The following is an 18,733-nucleotide window of genomic DNA, read 5'->3' on the forward strand; positions in this document are numbered from 1 at the left end:
CTGTCATATATTTAGTGTGTCAGCTGACGTTTACGTATTGGTAAGACGTCATACCAGATAATTTATACACGTTATTTAACAATAGAACAAATTGAAATTAACAAAAAGACAATATTTTTATGGTTTTATAACATAAAAACAGCGCTCTAAGCCACTCGTTCAATACGAATAAATTTATTTTCGGGAGTAAGTAACATTCTAAAACGCCCTCTTATCCCCAAACTTGTAATAAACGGTCTTAAATGATTGGCAGAAAACCGAATTGATTTTCCGCCCTCTTCAACCACTTGCACCGAGCTATACCGACCGTGGTAATAATCCATGCAATCTTCATAGCTCAATCTTAAATTAAAGTAATATTCAAGCATTTAATTAAGCGCTTTTTCAACCTTCTCGAATAAGTCGTCACTTAGTCCATCTAAATTAGATAAACGTTCTAATTGCGTTTTCATAAGCGCTGAACGTGTTTTATCATAACGTTTCCAAGACATAAACGGTGTTAACATTCTTGATGCATTTTGTGGATTTATTGCATTCAGCTTAACAAGTAAATCACCAAGCAATTCATACCCTTGTCCGTCTTCTCGATGGAATTGCTCAGTATTAAAGTAGCTAAAACTCCCCACTAAAGCACGCACTCTATTGGGGTTAGAAAAATCAAAACTTGGGTGCTCATATAATGACCTAATATTAATGATAGCATCTTCACCTGTTTGCATTGCTTGAAGCGCAAACCACTTATCCATCACAAGTACATCATGTCGCCATTGACTATCAAAGTGCGACAATAAATCATCACAAAGTGGATGAGAGGCTTTTACCACCGCGCTAAGTGCGCCCAACACATTGGTCATATTTGACGAGCTAGCAGCTAGCTTAATAAATTTATCTGTTTGTTTGCTCGGCACCTTTGCAAGATAATGCAGGCAAATTTGCTGTAGTGAGCGCACTGCAACCGCTTCGGCGCTTATGCTGCCATCGTCATGTAATGAACCAAAACATGCGATAAGCTCATCATTAAGGCTTGTGGCAATTTGTATTTCGAACTGTGCTACAACACTATTAATTTCATCAACAGGAATAATTTCAAATTCTGCGGCTAAAGTGTCAAAGCTAGGTAATTTTAATAACTCTGCAATTAACGCTAAATCGCCTTGTTTTGAAACAATTAAAACACGCAAGGCTTCAATTATCTCGTCACTTAATTGAAATTGTGTATCTGAGTTAATTGCTGCTTTTACTGCTTTTATGAACAATTGTTGCTGTGCATCCCAACGTGAAAAATCACTTCGTGCAAAACGCATGATATGCAAAAGCTCGAGCTCAGTTGTTTGTTGAGTTAGAATACACGGAGCTGAAAAGTCTTCTAACAACACAGCAACCGGTTTACAAGTCACATTCTCAAAAGTATAACTCTGCTTTTTATCGGTAACATTAAGCACATTACTAACTTTTAAACCTTTGAACTGTAATTCGATACTACTGCCGGATTCGTCCAACAACTCAATGGCAAACGGGATATGCAACGGTTTGTTATCGGGCTGATTAATCGGTGCATATTGCTCTATGGTTAGTGTGTAGGTATTTGAGGCACTATCATAATGTTCTACAGCATTTAAGCGAGGCGTACCCGCCTGACTATACCAACGCTTAAATTGCTCTAAATTAACACCCGATGCGTCACTCATAGCACTGACAAAGTCGTCACACGTAACTGCTTGACCGTCATGGCGTTTAAAGTAAAGCGCCATCCCTTTTTGAAAGTTAACCTCACCAAGCAAGGTATGCATCATTCTTATTACTTCAGCACCCTTGTCGTATACTGTTACAGTATAAAAGTTATTCATTTCAATAACTTTTTCCGGTCGAATAGGATGCGCCATTGGCCCTGCATCTTCACTGAACTGATGCGTACGCATCACCTTAACAGCATCAATGCGGTTGAGTGCACGCGATCCAAGATCACTACTAAATTCTTGGTCTCTAAATACAGTTAGCCCCTCTTTAAGTGATAACTGAAACCAATCTCTGCATGTAACACGATTACCAGTCCAATTGTGAAAGTATTCATGACCTACTATAGACTCAATAGTATGGTAATCTTTATCCGTTGCTGTTTCTTGATTGGCCAAAACACATTTACTGTTAAATATATTTAAGCCTTTGTTTTCCATTGCACCCATATTAAAGAAATCTACGGCTACAATCATGTATATATCAAGGTCATATTCTAAATTAAAACGCTCTTCATCCCATTGCATAGATTTTTTAAGTGATTGCATCGCATGCGGTGTTTTAGGCAAATTCCCCTTATCTACAAATAATGCTAAATCAATTTTTCGGCCACTTTTAGTTATATAGGTATCGTTTAATACATCAAAATCACCAGCAACTAATGCAAATAAATAGCTTGGTTTTTTAAATGGGTCTTGCCATTTAGAAAAATGACGGCCGTCAGGTGTCTCACCTTTGTCAATTTGGTTACCATTTGACAATAAATGCGTATAACTTGAATCAGCAATAATAGTCACATCAAACGTTGACAACACATCAGGACGATCCATGTAATATGTTATCTTTCTGAAGCCCTGCGCCTCACACTGTGTACAATACGCTCCACCAGATAAGTAAAGACCTTCTAAAGATGTATTTGTCTCAGGAGATATCTCAGTCACAATACGTAATTTACAACGATCTGGTAAGTTATTAATAATTAGCTGTTCATCAACAACGCTATAATCTGTTATCTCAATCGCATCTAACGATAAGGACGTTAAACGTAAATCTATGCCATCTAGAATCAGAGGTGATTGATTATCACTAACACGCGTTAACGTCAGTACGCTTGTTACCGTTGTAGTTTTAGGCTGAAGATCAAACGTTAGGTCTGTGTGGTCAATTAAAAAATTAGGCGCTTTATAGTCTTTGAGATATTGAGCTTGGGGCGTTTTTGAGTCGGTCATAATTACTCCAAAAAAAGCGCCTCTATATGAAGAGGCGCTACTAAATTTAGGCAGATTGTTTTGGCTTAATACGTAAAATCTTAATACCGAGATATGCATATATAACAGCTAAAACGGGATTAATTAAATTAAAGAAAGCGTAAAGTGCGTAATCGAAAGGGTTTATTAAAAGTACACTTTGCATGTAAGCACCACATGTATTCCAAGGAATAAGTGGACTGGTAATCGTACCGCCATCTTCTAAGGTGCGAGATAAATTAACCGGCTTTAAACCGCGCTTTTTATATTCATCTTTAAACATACGTCCAGGAACCACAATAGCAATATATTGATCGGCTGCAATGAGGTTAGTACCAATACACGTTGCAATAGTCGAGGCAATTAAAGAGCCAGTACTTTTCGCTATTTTTAAAATACTTTTTACAAAAATGTCTAACAAGCCTGTTTTTTCCATAATAGCGCCAAACATAAGCGCAGTCATAATTAACCACGTCGTTGTTAACATTCCCGCCATACCACCACCGCTAAGTAGTGAGTCCATTTTGTCATCACCGGTATCGATGCTAAAACCGTCAAAAAATGTCGTCCATACTAATTTGAAATACCCAACCACTTCGCCTTGAGAAGTATCAATTTGAGAACCAATTAAGTCAGACTGAAATAGCATAGCCCAAACAGCACCAACCACAGCACCAATAGAAATAGCAGGAAAAGCAGGCATTTTTTTAATTGCTAGCACTAAAAGCACAATTAAAGGAATGAGCATCTCAAAACCAATATTGAAGTTTTGCTCCAAAATTAGCGTAATTTCGTCTAAACGCCCAGCTTCATTAGAAGCCGTTGCGTTAAAGCCCATAAATATAAATATAATAAGCGCAATCACAAAGCTAGGAACTGTTGTCCATAGCATATGCTGAATATGTTCAAATAAGTCAGAGCCAACCACTGCGGGCGCTAAGTTAGTTGTTTCAGAGAGTGGGCTTAGTTTGTCACCAAAATACGCACCAGATATAACAGCACCAGCTGTAACTGTCTGATCTAAACCAAGACCCGTAGCAACACCTAATAAAGCAACACCAATTGTAGCTGCAGTGGTCCACGAGCTACCAATGCTCATAGCCACAATGCCACAAATTAAACAACTTGCTGCATAAAACCAACTAGGGTTAATTACTTGCAGGCCATAATATATTAGCGTTGGTACCGTGCCCGATAACAACCAAGTACCTATCAAAGCACCTACCATTAATAAGATTAATATAGCGCCAAGAGAGAGCGTTATACCCTCAATCATAGCTTGCTCAAGCTTTTTCCACGTGTAGCCGTTTTTTAGGCCAATTAGAGCAGCTGCGAAGGTTGCAAATAAAAGTGCAATTTGGTTTGGTCCAGATGACGAGTTGTCACCAAATAAGTAAACCGCAGCCCCTAACAAACAAATTAAAACTGAAATAGGAATTAATGCATCAAGAAATGAGGCGGGTTTTACTGGTTTATCATCCAATGGGTTCAAAGTTGAGACTCCTACACACATACAGCGTGTTTAATTATTATTTTTAGCACTTAGTGCGTATTAACTGAGCATTTCTAAGCCGGCTCAATTTTTAATAGTTAGAGATTATAACAATTTAGGCTGTGATAGGTAGCAAAAAAGGCGCACGAGCGCCTTTTTTGTAGTGGTAAAACCAGTTTTTACTTTTTGGCGATGCGACCAAAGTTAATGTAGTCCTGAGTAATTAAGGCCGCTTCTTCAAGGAACGGGTCAAGCTCATCAATTACATCTGGTACATCATCTAGGTTTTCAACCGGATCTTTACCTAATCGTTTCAAGCGCTCATTTGTACGAACTAATGCACGCGCTTCACCTTCTTCTTTTTCTTTAATACGCGTGGCTTCAACTAAAGAAATCGTTTTACGATCTTTTTCTTCGTTGTACAACGCTATATCATCAAACACGTAGCCGAACTCAGGTTCAGATTTAATACGATCTTTATGCTGCTTTTCTAGGTAAGGAATAACTGGAGTTAAATTTCCTAACTTTTTATATTTTGCTTTAACAATGCTATCCCAAGGAAGTGCATTATCTTGTTTACTTTCACCCCACTCGGCAGGATCTATAGCCGATGGAAATGAAATGTCAGGAATAACACCTTTGTGCTGAGTACTGCCGCCATTAATACGGTAAAATTTAGCTATGGTGTATTGCACGCTACCTAATGGGTTATCGTAAAGATCATACGCTCTTGCAAGACCTTTATGTTGCTGCACAGTGCCTTTACCAAATGTTTGTTCGCCAATAATAACAGCGCGACCATAATCTTGCATTGCAGCGGCAAAAATCTCAGAGGCAGACGCACTGTAACGATCAACTAAAACCGTTAATGGCCCGTCGTAATAAGTAACGCCATCACGATCTCTTTGCTCTTCAATTCGGTTATTTAGAGTGTGTATTTGTACAACAGGACCTTGATCGAAAAACAAGCCAGAAAGCTGGGTCGCTTCGTATAACGAACCACCACCATTTTGACGTAAGTCGATGATAATACCGTCTACTTTAGCCTCTTTTAATTTAGCTAACTCAACTTTTACGTCTTTAGACAAATTGTTGTAGAAACCTGGGATTTCAATAACCCCAATTTTGCTTGATAAATCAGAATATTTAGCTTCAAACACTTCTGACTTTGCAGCTCTGTCTTCAAGACGGATTTTGTCACGAGTAATTTCGACCACTTTAGGTGTGCCGTGAGCATCTGCACCTTTCAAATATTGTAAACGTACTTTAGTGCCTTTAGGGCCTTTTATTAAATCTACAACATCGTCTAAACGCCAGCCAATCACATCGGTAAAATCTTCACCGTCTTGTGCTACGCCAATAATGCGGTCATCTGCTTTAATTTGTTCGGTTTTGTCTGCAGGACCACCTGGTACAAGACTACGAATTACGGTGTAATCTTCGTCAGGAGTTAGTACAGCGCCAATACCTTCAAGTTCTAAGTCCATATCCATTTTAAATTGTTCAGCACGTCTTGGTGATAAATAAGACGTATGCGCCTCAATCGTGCGAGCTAAAGAATTTAAAACAATTTGAAATGCATCTTCTGAGTTAGATTGAACTAGACGCTTTTCAGCGTTTTTGTATCGCTTGGTAAGAACCTCTTTGATTCCTTCCCAATCTTTACCAGTCATTTTTAATCGCAGTGCATCGTACTTAACACGCTCTCGCCAAATCTCGTCTAGCTCTGCTTGCGATGTTGGCCAGGCTGCATCTTCACGATCAAAGAAGTATTCATCTTGTTTTTCGAACGTCATTTCATTTTCTAGTAAAGAAAGTGAATATTCGTAACGCTCAAAACGGCGCTTTAAGCTTAAATTAAAAATATCAAACGTAAAGCCTAGCTTGCCGGTAGTTAAAGCATTGTCAAAGCTATCGCGATATTGCTCAAAGGATTCAATATCGCTAGCTAAAAAAACGCTTTTGTTAAAATCAAGGGATTCGATGTAACGATCGAACACTTTACTAGAAAGCTCATCGTTAAATCGAACCGGGATATAGTGTGAACGAGTAAATAAGCTTGCCACGCGTTTACTGGCAGTGCCATGTTGACTTTCTTGCTTTAATAGAGGTAAATCATCAATTGTGACAGGCTCTACAGCGGCAAATAATGAACCTGAAAACAGGGCTGCAACTACCGGAATGAGCGTAAACTTTTTACTCATACAAACTCCTTAATTTATGTACAACTTAAATTGTGTATAAGCTGTCAGCTTTGGTTTTAACTTGCATACCAGTCACTAATTCAACATGGACGTCGTCTTTGTTTACTTCAGTGATTACTGCATTTACAAGTGCTTGGCCTAGTTTAACCTTAACCTTGTTATTAACCTTGACCTCTGTCGCTGGTAAAGGTTCAATTTTACCTGAACGTTTAGCAGGTGCAGCTTTAGCTGTTTTGTTAGCCGACGGGTTTTTATCTGCGCCTTTGTTTGCGTGAGCTGGCTTTTTCTTAAAGTTTTTAGAATCTGAGTCTTGACGTGGACGCTGCTGTTTTTTGCGCTTCGCCATTTTTGCACGGCTTTCTTCTAGTGCTTTTTGAGCATGATCAATATGCTCTTGCTCAACTTTTTCACCTTGATTACCATCAAGATCAATACGAAATTCTGACTTGGTCACAGCTTCTAAATAACGCCAGTTAGACGTGTATTTTCTTAATGCTTGACGAACTTGAGTCTTACTTACTTTTTCAGACCCTTCAATACGCTCAGCAATATCTTTAAAAATACCGACTTTAAGCGGTTTAATGCCGTCTTTTTGTTTAAAACATTGTGGAAATTCTTGGTACAAGAACTCCAATACTTCATTAATATCTTTTAGCTTGTTTGTGGTTTCCATTTTAGAACCTATTTTTCACATCTTTTCATCAAGGGACGAATCAACATAGTGTATTACCCAGTCGACCAGCTCTTCGAAGTCAGCTTCAAGTACAGCCATATCACCTCGAAGGTGTTCCCAAATACCATTTATTATTTCATCGATTGACTCACAATCTAAATCATCTGGAAGTTTATCCCAGGCTATGTGAATCAAATCATTGAGCGTTTCCGCTACATGTTCTTCTTCGCCTTCCCAGTCGCCTACATCTTGTAAAGCGAATAGGTAGTCTTGAACATTTAGCAAATCTTTCATTACAAGCTAGCCTCAAAGCACCTGACCAATGCTTCTAATCCCGCTTTGTCATCATTATCAAACCGAGAAATACTAGGGCTATCAATATCTAGCACTGCAAATATTTTACCATGTTTCATGATAGGTACAACAATCTCAGAGTTTGATGCCGCATCGCAGGCAATATGCCCGTCAAAGGCATGAACATCTTCAATTAGTTGTGTTTGCAACGTAGCTGCAGCCGTTCCACATACACCCTTTCCAACTGGAATACGGATACATGCTGGGTTACCCTGAAATGGGCCTAGCACTAATTCTGACGGCGAATCAATAAAGTAAAAACCCGCCCAATTTACATCATCTAAAGAGGTAAATAACAGCGCGCTTATATTTGCCATATTAGCAATTACATTCGACTCTCCGGCAATCAGCGATTCAGTTTGTTTAACTAATGACTGGTAAAAATCGTGCTTTTGCATACCAAACTACTTCTTATTAAACATACAGTAGCTAAAGGTACTCTTTGTAGTGAAAAATTGGAACCTTTTGCAGGTAAAAAAAAGGAATTTCCGTAGTTTAAGCGCCCCCTTGGTTAATAAAAACGCTATTATGATTTTGAAGTTTTACGAAGACCAAATAAAAACAGCCCTGCCGCTATTGCTGACATAACACTATTTATTAAAAATATTTCGCCTGTAGAGGCACTTAAAAGAAAGCTAAAAATAGCACCACCAAATAAACCAAGCGTTAAAACACCGGAATAGTTTACTTTTGAATATTTAAACATTAATAAATAGCCTGGGACAACAAATGCAGCCATTGTTAAGCCAACAATATGCGCATTAGATATGGCTGTCATCAATAATGAAAAAAATATAGAGACAAATTCACCTTGTAGGGTTATTGAATAATAAATACCTAGTAGGCTACCAACAATCACAGGAGAAAGTAATGAAAGCGCAACGCTTTTTGCTAATTGGTGTTTCATTTAATAATCCTTAACAACACACTTAAACTCTTTTTATAAGCATGCACCAAGAACCCAAAGTTAGAAACAGAGACTATGGTCGTAAATTATGAACAAAAATAAAACACATTAAACAACAAACGACCTACCGTTCCCGGCTAATAATTTTAACAAAGGTAAAGTTATTGCTTTTAAATAACAAGACAGGTGATTCATTCTGCAAATGTTAAACAGAAGAATTATTTGATGTCATCAGCTTCATGCTTAATTTGAAAATTGATGAAACATGAATGCCAATTGCAATTAATAGTTAAATTCAAAAAACAAAAAAGCCCGCTGTTTAGCGGGCTTTAATATAATGGTGGAGAGATAGGGATTTGAACCCTAGATAGGCTACAAACCTATGCCGGTTTTCAAGACCGGTGCATTCGACCACTCTGCCATCTCTCCTAAAGTGCTATAAACTACAAGTAAGAGTGTACTCATAGTTATTGTAATAAGTGGTGGAGAGATAGGGATTTGAACCCTAGATAGGCTACAAACCTATGCCGGTTTTCAAGACCGGTGCATTCGACCACTCTGCCATCTCTCCGCACGGCCTGCATAATAGGGAAACCCGTTGGCTTTGTGAAGCTTTTTTTTAAAAAAATTGCTTAAGTGCTTAAAAAACAATTAATTTGTTCAAAGATAAAACAAAAACTTTCTTTTTGGTGGTTAAATGAACTTTAATTAAAAAATTAATGTCTATTGATCCACAAAGGTTTGCCCAAACATATAAGAGTTGGTAATCTAATTTTAGTTAAATTATCGAAACACACGTTTCACTTAAAGGAGCTCTACAATGGCGTTTAATCAATCGTACAATACCGCTAAACCGGTAATGTCTACCATTGAAACAAACAAGGTACTTAAAAACACCTACTTTTTACTTGCGATGACACTTGCATTTAGTGCAGTGACTGCCGGTATCTCAATGGCACTACAATTACCTTACTTTATGGGAATTGTGTTCACACTGGTTTCGTTTGGTTTATTATTTGTTGTAAACAAAAAAGCTGACACCGCATCTGGTGTATTTTGGGTATTTGCTTTCACAGGTTTAATGGGGGCTGGTTTAGGTCCAATGTTAAACCATTACGCTGCCATGCCTAATGGCCCAATGCTTATAATGCAAGCTCTTGGTTCAACAGCACTTATTTTCTTTGGTCTATCTGCATATGCGCTCAACACCAAAAAAGACTTCTCTTTTATGGGCGGCTTTTTAACGGTTGGCCTAATTGTGGTTATTGTTGCAAGCATTGTTAACATATTCATCGGTAGTTCTTTAATGTTTATGGTGCTTAACGCTGCGGTTGTATTAATTATGTCTGGCTTAATTTTATTTGATACAAGCCGCATTATTAACGGCGGAGAAACTAACTACATTCGCGCTACAGTATCTTTATACCTAAATGTGTACAATCTATTTACTTCACTACTGCACCTACTTGGCGCAAGTGATGACTAATTAAATAGTTCTGTTAAAATAGCCCCTTTATTGGGGCTTTTTTATTGGAATTGTTTTGGCACGATTTGTTCTTTCATTACACACACCACCATCAGATCACGACACCAGCCAACGCATAATTAAGTTTGCTAATGCGTGTTTATCTCAAGGGCACACCATAGACGCAATATTTTTGTATCAGCAAGGCGTTTATCATGCATCAACACATTTTGACTTAGCCTCTGACGAGCTTCAAATTAGCGCATTATGGCAGGCGCTATCAAGTCAAAATATTAATCTTATGCTGTGTGTAACCGCGGCAGAAAAAAGAGGCTTAGATACGTCAAACACAGGCGTATTTTCTGTTGCAGGTTTAGCTGAATTCGCAATGCTTGTAAGCGACGCTGATAAGTGGGTGCAATTTAAATGATTAATGTATTAGTAATGAGTCAAAGTAGCCCATTTGATGACCTTAATCTGCGAGATGCCCTCGATATGACGTTAATTTTTGCAGCTGTCGATCAAAATATCAGTTGGTTGTTTAGCGGCCCCGCCGTTTTAGCATTAAAAAAACATCAAACTCCTTCTACTATAGGTATTAAAGATTTTTTTAAAAACATAAAAACGCTAGAAATTTATGACGTAGAAAATATCTATGTATGTGAAAAATCGCTCCTTGATTATGGCCTAAGTAAAACTGATTTACTCATAGACGCGCACGCGGTTACATTTAATGAACAACAAACACTTATCAAAAAGCAACATCACGTGGTGACCTTATGAGCACACTACATATTTTTTCAAAACCACTAAGTTACTATTCTGCTAACCAGCTAGAAAACTTAATTAATGCTGATGACCGTGTATTGCTTTTAGGTGACGCGTGCTTTGCTAGTAAACAGTTTAAGCAATTTTCAGACTCTCTTCTTGTACTTGAAGAAGACGCACTTGTTCGTGCAATTAAGCTGTCAAACAACGACACCGCCATTAGCTATGACGAGTTTGTAGCGCTTACTTTAACCTCTACGCAATTAATTACTTGGTAACCCATGCTTGAATTTAACCAACAAACAATAGACACAGATAAACAAGGTTATTTACTCGACCATACACAATGGTCTAAGCAACTAGCCCCCATTATTGCAGAGCAAGAAAACATATCGCTTAGCGAACAACACTGGGAAGTGATTAACTTCGTCCGCGAATTTTATCTTCACTACAACACAAGTCCAGCCATCCGCATGCTAGTAAAAGCCATGGCAAAAGCACTCGGAGAAGATAAAGGTAATAGTATTTACCTTTATAAATTGTTTCCAAAAGGCCCAGCTAAACAAGCCACAAAAATTGCTGGATTACCAAAACCAGCAAGGTGTATTTAATGAGAAGTAAATCGAGTAACAAGCAACCCCCCGCTTCCTCAACCAAGCGTAATACGGGTCGCACGTATTCTAGAAGTGCAATTAAAAAGCCTACAAACAAAAGAGAAATAAAACCTCAAATAGACGCTAAAGACAAAAAAATTGTACTTTTTAACAAGCCATTTGATGTGCTTTGTCAATTTACAGACGATGCTGACAGAAAAACGCTAGCTGAATTTATTCCTATTAAAGATGTATATGCTGCAGGACGATTAGACCGCGATAGCGAAGGTTTATTGCTGCTCACAAACTGCGGGAAACTACAAAATACATTAACAGCACCTAATAAAAAAACCAATAAAACGTACTGGGTTCAAGTAGAAGGTGAGCCTTCGACTGAGTCAATACAAGCTTTGTGTAAAGGCGTTGAGCTAAAAGATGGGCTCACACTGCCTGCTAATGTAAAAATGATAGAAGAGCCTAACATATGGCAACGTATTCCCCCTGTACGTGAACGAAAGTCTATACCTACCTCATGGCTCAGTATTACCATTAATGAAGGTAAAAATAGACAAGTTCGCCGAATGACAGCTCACATTGGCCATCCTACTCTTAGGCTAATTCGTTACAGCATAGGTAATTACACTTTAGACGACATTAATACTGGTGAATATAAAATCATTAAAGGTAGCATTAATGCATAAACCAAATGTAACAGTAGCCGCAATAGTTAAAAACCATAACGAATACTTATTAGTAAAAGAACGCGATAAATTTACTGGGCAAATTTGCTATAATCAACCGGCTGGTCATTTAGAAAAAAATGAAACGCTAGCTCAAGCAGCAAGCCGCGAATTATATGAAGAGACAGGTTTATCGTTCAACCCTTCTGGCTTTTTAGGTGTTTATAACTTGTACGCTGACAACGGCGTTCATTACCTAAGGTTTTGTTTTTTATTTGATGCGACTGGCACCAACCAACAACTTAACCCTATTGATGATGATATTATAAGTGCCCACTGGTTTAACCTAGAGAAAGTTAAATCTTTACCACTGCGAAGCCCGCTCGTTCAAAAGTGCATTGATGACGCGATGACGCGTCCGCCATTAAGCCTAGATACTATTTACAACTAATAAAACAATATTATGGTATGTTGAACTTTGTAGATTAAAGTTTACTCTGCCTAGAGGGGTTACATAGTGACGTGGGGTGTGTAATTGCTCCAGTGCTATTCTTCTAACTTGTATCTTTGTAATGAGAAGTAAAAAATAGAGCAAAACTTTCACGCCTTCCCTACCCCTCACCTAAAGTTTTGTAATAAAAAGTTAATCTAACTTTGAGAATGCAATGCAATACAATTTCTACCCTGGTTTTTTGCATAATACAGTGCGTTGTCGGCTCCTTTAACAAAATTCACCTTATCGTCTTTGAAACTAGCCGTTGAGTTAACGCCCATACTCACTGACAAAAAGCCACTGTATGTATCTTCATGCACAATTGCTAAACTTTCAACGGCCTTTTGTATTTGCTCAGCAATAAATAATGCACCTTCTTTATCAGTATCAGGAAGCAATACAACAAATTCTTCACCACCATACCTGGCAACAAAGTCTTCAGGGCGATTTACTGTCGATGCAATAGTTTGAGCCACTTCATATAAGCAAGAATCCCCAGCCAAATGTCCATAACGGTCGTTAAACTGTTTAAATAAATCAACATCAATAATTATTAACGATATTGCCCCCTCACACTCCTTCGCTTTATCAAATTCATGGGCAAGTTTTTCATCAAATCGACGCCTGTTGGCAATTTTGGTTAATGAGTCCAAAAACGCCATATCTCTTAAAATATCCTCAGCCTCTATTCGCTCGGTTGCATCTTTAAATACGGCTAAAAATTCTTCCCCTATATTTATACCCGATACCTCCATAACCACTTGTGTGCCATCACTACGTGCAACTGTGTAGTTATTGGCAGGTATATCGTCATTAGTACTTTTCGCTTTTTTTAATGCTTCAGACCATAAATTTTGAGCTTGCACTCTATAATGCGGATCTGGGTAGGCCTTTTTCCACCATGCATGTAGGTTAGGTACATCCTCAACAGTATAACCAAACACATCTACAAACCGTTGGTTTACCCTAAGAATATCACCGGTTTTGCTGCACACATTACACACTGGCATAGGGAGTACTGAAAATAATTTAGCATAGTGACTTATTTCATGTTTTCGCATTGGGTTTAAGGTACTGCGTGATAAAAAGCTCATCGGCATTTCTTTGCTTTCAGCGCTCAATTGTTCATGCATTTGTATAGCAAAATACCATTCTAGCCACCAGTGTTCTAATTTATCTAAAAGCTTCATTTCGAGACTAAGTATTTCTGTAGTGTTTTTAATTAGATTAAACAAATCACTGATTTGGTGATGGGATTGAACTTGCTTGAGTTTTATTAGTTCATAAAAAAGATGGTAGGCTGACTTTTTTAATTCTTGTAGGTTTATGATTAAAAGCTCATTCGAAATGAGATTTACTTGGTGTTTGTTTTGTTCTACGAACGATCTAATTTTATTAATTTTGTATGCGTGATTCATATATTCATTCCATTGATTATATTTTACAGCTAATTGGTTGGGCTAACCCATCAAACTTTATTATTAATGAGTGTATATATACTCTAATCACTTTTAAAGAACTTATTATTAATTTTTAACACGTGACTCGTATTTTGTTCTGTCTGTTAAGCGTAGAATTAGAATCAAATTTTATCAAAAAAAAATTATGTAAGCGCCTTAGGTACCTTAGCTATTTATTATATTAATAAATTACTCACTAATTGTAAGGTTTGCCTTGTTAGTCTCTTTAAGCGCAAACAAAATACATGCTATAATCGCGGCCTTTCCAAGTTAACAGTAATCTGTATAAGCGAAATTATTCATGAGCGAAAATAGTCACATTAAAGTCATCGTTGGCATGTCCGGCGGTGTTGATTCTTCAGTATCTGCATATTTGTTACAACAACAGGGCTACCAAGTAGAAGGCCTGTTTATGAAGAACTGGGAAGAAGACGATAATGACGAGTACTGTGCCGCTGCAGAAGACTTAAAAGACGCGCAAGCTGTGTGTGACAAATTAGGTATCGAACTTCATACTGTTAACTTTGCAGCTGAATATTGGGATAACGTATTTGAATACTTTTTAGAAGAATACAAAGCAGGCCGCACACCTAACCCCGATATTATGTGTAACAAGGAAATCAAATTTAAAGCCTTCTTGGAATTTGCTGCACAAGCACTCGGAGCCGACTTTATTGCGACAGGCCATTATGTCCGTCGTGAGCTTCGGGACGACAAATATGTAATGTGCCGTGGTTTAGATAACAACAAAGACCAAAGCTATTTTTTATACACTTTAAGCCATGAACACATTGCTCAAACGCTATTCCCTGTAGGCGATATCGCCAAGCCAGAAGTTCGCCGTATTGCTGAAGAGCAAGATTTAATCACACATGACAAAAAAGACAGCACTGGTATTTGTTTTATTGGTGAACGTAAGTTTAAAGACTTTTTACAAAAATTTTTACCTGCCCAACCAGGTGTTATTGAAGACACTGAAGGTAATAACGTGGGCGAACACGAAGGCTTAATGTACCACACTCTAGGCCAACGAAAAGGCTTATTAATTGGTGGAATGAAAGAAGGCTCAGGCGAACCTTGGTACGTTGTAGACAAAGATGTCGAGCGTAACGTACTTATTGTGGGCCAGGGTAAAGACCACCCTCGTCTATATAGTAATGGTTTAAATGCTAACCAACTTCACTGGGTAGACCGTGCAGGTCCAAAAGGCACAACACGTTGCACTGTTAAAACACGTTACCGTCAAGAAGATATAAACTGTACTTTGCTTGTTGGTGATGACGGTATGGCCCGTGTGTTATTTGATGAACCTCAAAAAGCGGTTACACCCGGTCAGTCTGCGGTATTTTATGCTCAAGAAATTTGCTTAGGCGGTGGTATTATTGACTCGGTGATCAAGTAATGAATGAACACCAAGTTATGGCGCTTGCCGCTATGTGCCAAGCCGCTAAACAAGTACAAAAAATAGCGCAATACGGCAGTAATAATGAACACGATTTAGACATATTACTTTCTAGTATTGTACAAACATCGCCAGCATCACCAGAAGATGTATATCAAGGCACTCACAATTTACGAGATGGCTACAAAACGTTGATGGAACAGCTATCAGCGGGCGCTCAGAAAGACGTTGAGATTGTAAAATACGTGGGTGGCTTAATGCAGCTTGAGCGAGCACTTAGCGCAAACGACAAAAGCTTAAACGAATTAGGTAAACGTATTGATGATATTCATCGTCGTTTAGACCATTTTGCTATAACCGATGACACCGTTGTTGCCGGTTTGGCAGATATATACTCGTCGGTGCTAAGCCCCCTTGGGCACCGAATACAGGTTTATGGTAAACCCGAGTTATTAAAACAGCAACTCACTCAAAATAAAATCCGCGCATTACTACTTGCCGGCATCAGAAGTGCAGTATTGTGGCGACAAATGGGCGGTAAACGCCGTCATTTTTTCTTTGCAAAAAGAAAAATAATCGCCATTGCTAAAGCAAAAATTTAATTATCGTTCAAACAAAAATTTAGGAGTTATTATGGAGCTTTCAGCGTTAACGGCTATCTCGCCAGTTGATGGTCGCTACGGCAGCAAAACCACTGAACTACGCAGTATTTTCAGCGAATTTGGATTAATTAAATACCGTGTAATTGTTGAAGTGCGTTGGTTGCAAGCGTTAGCTGCAGCAAGCGACATTAAAGAAGTGCCCGCATTTAGCGACCAAGCAAATGCACTTTTAAACGCTATTGTTGATAACTTCAGTGAAGCCGACGCGCAGCGCGTGAAGGATATTGAACGAACAACTAACCACGACGTCAAAGCCGTTGAATACCTTTTAAAAGAAAAAGTAGCTGATAACGCAGAGCTACATGCTATTAACGAATTTATTCACTTTGCATGTACCTCAGAAGACATTAACAACCTATCACATGGTTTAATGTTAACTGAAGCACGTGACAGCGTATTATTGCCATACTGTGACCAATTACTTAACGCCATCAAAGAAAAAGCAATTGAGTACAAAGCAGTGCCAATGATGACTCGTACGCACGGACAACCTGCTACACCATCAACTATGGGTAAAGAGTTTGCAAACGTATACATGCGTTTAAAGCGTCAACGCGATCAAATTGCGCAAGTAGAAATGCTTGGTAAAGTAAACGGCGCTGTTGGTAACTATAATGCTCACCTTAGCGCATATCCAGATTACGACTGGCATACTCATGCAGATAAGTTTGTATCGAGCCTAGGTTTAACATTGAACCCGTTTACCACACAAATTGAACCACATGATTACATTGCAGAATTATTTGATGCAATTGCACGTTTTAATACTATTTTGCTTGATTTTGACCGTGATGTTTGGGGTTACATTGCCCTTAACCACTTTAAGCAAAAAACCATTGCTGGCGAAATTGGCTCATCAACTATGCCACACAAAGTTAACCCTATTGATTTTGAAAACTCAGAAGGTAACTTAGGTTTAGCAAATGCAATTTTTGCACACCTTGCACAAAAACTGCCTGTATCTCGCTGGCAGCGTGATCTTACCGATTCGACAGTGCTACGTAACCTTGGTGTGGGTATGGGTTATGCGCTTATTGCATATCAATCAACGCTTAAAGGTGTTAGCAAGCTTGAAGTTAACGAACCACGTTTACTTGAAGAGCTAGACCAAAACTGGGAATTGCTCGCTGAGCCTATTCAAACAGTTATGCGTAAATACGGCATTGAAAAGCCATACGAAAAACTTAAAGATTTAACCCGTGGAAAGCGCGTAAATCAAGAAATAATGGCTGACTTCATCGATGGTTTAGACCTTCCTGAAGTTGCTAAAGTAGAAATGAAAAAACTAACACCGGCTAATTACATTGGCCGTGCGGTTGAATTTATTGATGATTTAGTTTAATTAGTAATCACCACTATCAAAAAGCGAAAGGGTTATCCTTTCGCTTTTTTTGTATAAAAAGCAAAGCAATTACCGGCAGGCAAACGTATGTATCAATTAAAAATAAACGATTTATCTGAACAAGAATTTTTAACCCACTTTTGGCAAAAAAAACCTCTTTTGATCAAACAAGGGTTTAGTCACTTTGAAGATCCGCTTGATGCAAACGAACTTGCTGGCTTAGCAATGGAAGACGCTATTGAATCGCGTATTGTTACAAATCACAATAACGACTGGCAAACCCATCAAGGGCCATTCCAGGATTTTGATTTACTCACAGAGGAAAATTCAACGTTATTAGTGCAAGCAGTCGACCACTGGCATCCAGAGGCAGCCCAGCTGCTAGAACCGTTCAGATTTATCCCTAACTGGCGCATTGACGATTTAATGATCAGCTTTTCTACCCCTAATGGTGGTGTTGGCCCGCATTTAGATCAATACGATGTTTTCATTATTCAAGGTGAAGGAAAGCGTCATTGGCGAGTTGGCCTACCCGACCCAACTCTTAAGCAATTTGCTCAAAATAAAAAATTATTGCAAGTTGAAGCCTTTGAAGCAGTCATAGACTGCATTTTAGAGCCCGGTGATATTTTATATATTCCACCAGGCTGCCCGCATGAAGGCTACGCGGTTGAAAATGCACTTAATTACTCTGTTGGATTTAGAGCACCAAATCAGCAAGATTTACTATCAAGCTTTGCCGATCATGTTATTGATACTGAAAGCGGTCAAAAACGCTACACAGACCACAACTTAGTTACAAGAGCCTCAAAAGGTGAACTTACAAATGATGAAGCTGGAAAGGTTAAGCATCTTATCGCCTCAATGCTAGAAGATGATGGTCTATTCAAGCAATGGCTTGGCAAAACTTTAAGCCAACCCAAACATGAAATGGACTTGGCACCAGTAGAACCTGCTTTTACCCAAGAGCAAATAGCAAACGAATTGGCAGAGCCAGATACTATTTTTGAACGTGTAGGTGGAACACGAGCAATTTATCAGCAGTGTGAAAATGAGCTTTTAGTAAGTATTAATGGTGACAATTTCACTCTTCCTATCGGGGACATAGCAGCAGTAAAATTACTAACGGACGAAACCGAGTTTAATACTAATGAATTAGCTAACGCTCAAAATAGTCTAGTTTTTGTTCAAATGTTTACTATACTTGTTAATGAAGGCATTTGGTTTAACGCAAACCAAGAGTAACAAGTAGGAGGC

At 38.4% G+C, this 18,733-nt stretch carries 20 protein-coding genes and 2 tRNA genes; 11 read left to right on the forward strand and 11 right to left on the reverse strand.

The genetic code is table 11. The features are described from left to right. Positions 1-146: 146 nt before the first annotated feature. The 10 genes from ACFI34_RS00705 to ACFI34_RS00750 form a co-directional block, all read right to left on the reverse strand. The gene (locus tag ACFI34_RS00705; RefSeq protein WP_462672032.1) at positions 147-368 is read right to left on the reverse strand and encodes a DUF2835 domain-containing protein; all 222 of its coding nucleotides are present in this window, start codon (positions 366-368) and stop codon (positions 147-149) included. Then, complete coding sequence (pepN, locus tag ACFI34_RS00710; protein WP_462672033.1) at positions 369-2,963, reverse strand: aminopeptidase N; 2,595 nt, start codon at positions 2,961-2,963, stop codon at positions 369-371. It lies immediately after the preceding gene. Between the two features lie 46 nt (positions 2,964-3,009). Further along, positions 3,010-4,473, reverse strand: coding sequence for a Na+/H+ antiporter NhaC (gene nhaC / locus ACFI34_RS00715; protein ID WP_006792819.1), 1,464 nt, complete (start codon positions 4,471-4,473; stop codon positions 3,010-3,012). A gap of 179 nt (positions 4,474-4,652) precedes the next feature. Then, positions 4,653-6,677, reverse strand: coding sequence for a carboxy terminal-processing peptidase (gene prc, locus ACFI34_RS00720; RefSeq protein ID WP_462672034.1), 2,025 nt, complete (start codon positions 6,675-6,677; stop codon positions 4,653-4,655). 25 nt (positions 6,678-6,702) lie between these two features. Beyond that, positions 6,703-7,350, reverse strand: coding sequence for an RNA chaperone ProQ (proQ, locus tag ACFI34_RS00725; protein ID WP_462672035.1), 648 nt, complete (start codon positions 7,348-7,350; stop codon positions 6,703-6,705). Positions 7,351-7,365: 15 nt separating this feature from the next. Continuing rightward, positions 7,366-7,644: a hypothetical protein gene (locus ACFI34_RS00730; protein WP_058405538.1), complete on the reverse strand. Its 279-nt coding sequence runs from the start codon at positions 7,642-7,644 to the stop codon at positions 7,366-7,368. Continuing rightward, positions 7,644-8,102, reverse strand: a complete 459-nt coding sequence (locus ACFI34_RS00735) for a GAF domain-containing protein (protein WP_462672036.1) — start codon at positions 8,100-8,102, stop codon at positions 7,644-7,646. The genes ACFI34_RS00730 and ACFI34_RS00735 overlap by 1 nt, the downstream gene beginning before the upstream one ends. A gap of 128 nt (positions 8,103-8,230) precedes the next feature. After that, positions 8,231-8,611: a hypothetical protein gene (locus ACFI34_RS00740; RefSeq protein ID WP_462672037.1), complete on the reverse strand. Its 381-nt coding sequence runs from the start codon at positions 8,609-8,611 to the stop codon at positions 8,231-8,233. Positions 8,612-8,949: 338 nt separating this feature from the next. After that, positions 8,950-9,040 (reverse strand) — tRNA-Ser (locus tag ACFI34_RS00745). A 51-nt stretch (positions 9,041-9,091) separates the two neighbouring features. Then, positions 9,092-9,182, reverse strand: a tRNA-Ser gene (locus tag ACFI34_RS00750). A 249-nt stretch (positions 9,183-9,431) separates the two neighbouring features. Between ACFI34_RS00750 and ACFI34_RS00755 the strand changes: the two genes are divergently transcribed. Genes ACFI34_RS00755 through ACFI34_RS00785 form a run of 7 tightly spaced genes read left to right on the forward strand, consistent with a single transcriptional unit; the run spans position 9,432 to position 12,568 of the window. Then, positions 9,432-10,097, forward strand: coding sequence for a Bax inhibitor-1/YccA family protein (locus ACFI34_RS00755; RefSeq protein ID WP_006792828.1), 666 nt, complete (start codon positions 9,432-9,434; stop codon positions 10,095-10,097). Between the two features lie 55 nt (positions 10,098-10,152). Continuing rightward, on the forward strand, positions 10,153-10,506 hold the full coding sequence (tusD, locus tag ACFI34_RS00760) for a sulfurtransferase complex subunit TusD (RefSeq protein ID WP_006792829.1): 354 nt from the start codon (positions 10,153-10,155) through the stop codon (positions 10,504-10,506). Beyond that, positions 10,503-10,859: a sulfurtransferase complex subunit TusC gene (gene tusC / locus ACFI34_RS00765; protein ID WP_462672038.1), complete on the forward strand. Its 357-nt coding sequence runs from the start codon at positions 10,503-10,505 to the stop codon at positions 10,857-10,859. The genes tusD and tusC overlap by 4 nt, the downstream gene beginning before the upstream one ends. After that, on the forward strand, positions 10,856-11,122 hold the full coding sequence (locus ACFI34_RS00770; RefSeq protein WP_462672039.1) for a DsrH/TusB family sulfur relay protein: 267 nt from the start codon (positions 10,856-10,858) through the stop codon (positions 11,120-11,122). Before tusC ends, ACFI34_RS00770 begins: the two co-directional genes overlap by 4 nt. A gap of 3 nt (positions 11,123-11,125) precedes the next feature. Beyond that, a complete protein-coding gene (locus ACFI34_RS00775; RefSeq protein ID WP_462672040.1) occupies positions 11,126-11,455 on the forward strand; it encodes a TusE/DsrC/DsvC family sulfur relay protein in 330 nt (109 codons plus the stop codon). Further along, entirely contained in the window at positions 11,455-12,138 is a 684-nt protein-coding gene (locus ACFI34_RS00780) for a pseudouridine synthase (RefSeq protein WP_462672041.1), read from the forward strand. Before ACFI34_RS00775 ends, ACFI34_RS00780 begins: the two co-directional genes overlap by 1 nt. After that, a complete protein-coding gene (locus ACFI34_RS00785; protein ID WP_462672042.1) occupies positions 12,131-12,568 on the forward strand; it encodes an NUDIX domain-containing protein in 438 nt (145 codons plus the stop codon). Before ACFI34_RS00780 ends, ACFI34_RS00785 begins: the two co-directional genes overlap by 8 nt. Before the next feature lie 197 nt (positions 12,569-12,765). Here the strand turns inward: ACFI34_RS00785 and ACFI34_RS00790 are convergent, their stop codons facing one another. Continuing rightward, entirely contained in the window at positions 12,766-14,028 is a 1,263-nt protein-coding gene (locus ACFI34_RS00790) for a sensor domain-containing diguanylate cyclase (protein ID WP_462672043.1), read from the reverse strand. A gap of 343 nt (positions 14,029-14,371) precedes the next feature. Between ACFI34_RS00790 and mnmA the strand changes: the two genes are divergently transcribed. The 4 genes from mnmA (at position 14,372) to ACFI34_RS00810 (ending at position 18,721) form a co-directional block, all read left to right on the forward strand. After that, complete coding sequence (gene mnmA / locus ACFI34_RS00795) at positions 14,372-15,472, forward strand: tRNA 2-thiouridine(34) synthase MnmA (RefSeq protein WP_462672044.1); 1,101 nt, start codon at positions 14,372-14,374, stop codon at positions 15,470-15,472. Then, complete coding sequence (hflD, locus tag ACFI34_RS00800) at positions 15,472-16,074, forward strand: high frequency lysogenization protein HflD (RefSeq protein WP_006792838.1); 603 nt, start codon at positions 15,472-15,474, stop codon at positions 16,072-16,074. Before mnmA ends, hflD begins: the two co-directional genes overlap by 1 nt. Positions 16,075-16,105: 31 nt before the next feature. Continuing rightward, positions 16,106-17,476, forward strand: a complete 1,371-nt coding sequence (gene purB / locus ACFI34_RS00805; RefSeq protein WP_006792839.1) for an adenylosuccinate lyase — start codon at positions 16,106-16,108, stop codon at positions 17,474-17,476. Between the two features lie 87 nt (positions 17,477-17,563). Beyond that, positions 17,564-18,721: a JmjC domain-containing protein gene (locus ACFI34_RS00810; RefSeq protein ID WP_462672045.1), complete on the forward strand. Its 1,158-nt coding sequence runs from the start codon at positions 17,564-17,566 to the stop codon at positions 18,719-18,721. Positions 18,722-18,733 lie beyond the last annotated feature (12 nt).

Source organism: Pseudoalteromonas sp. PSi26, from assembly GCF_054960575.1.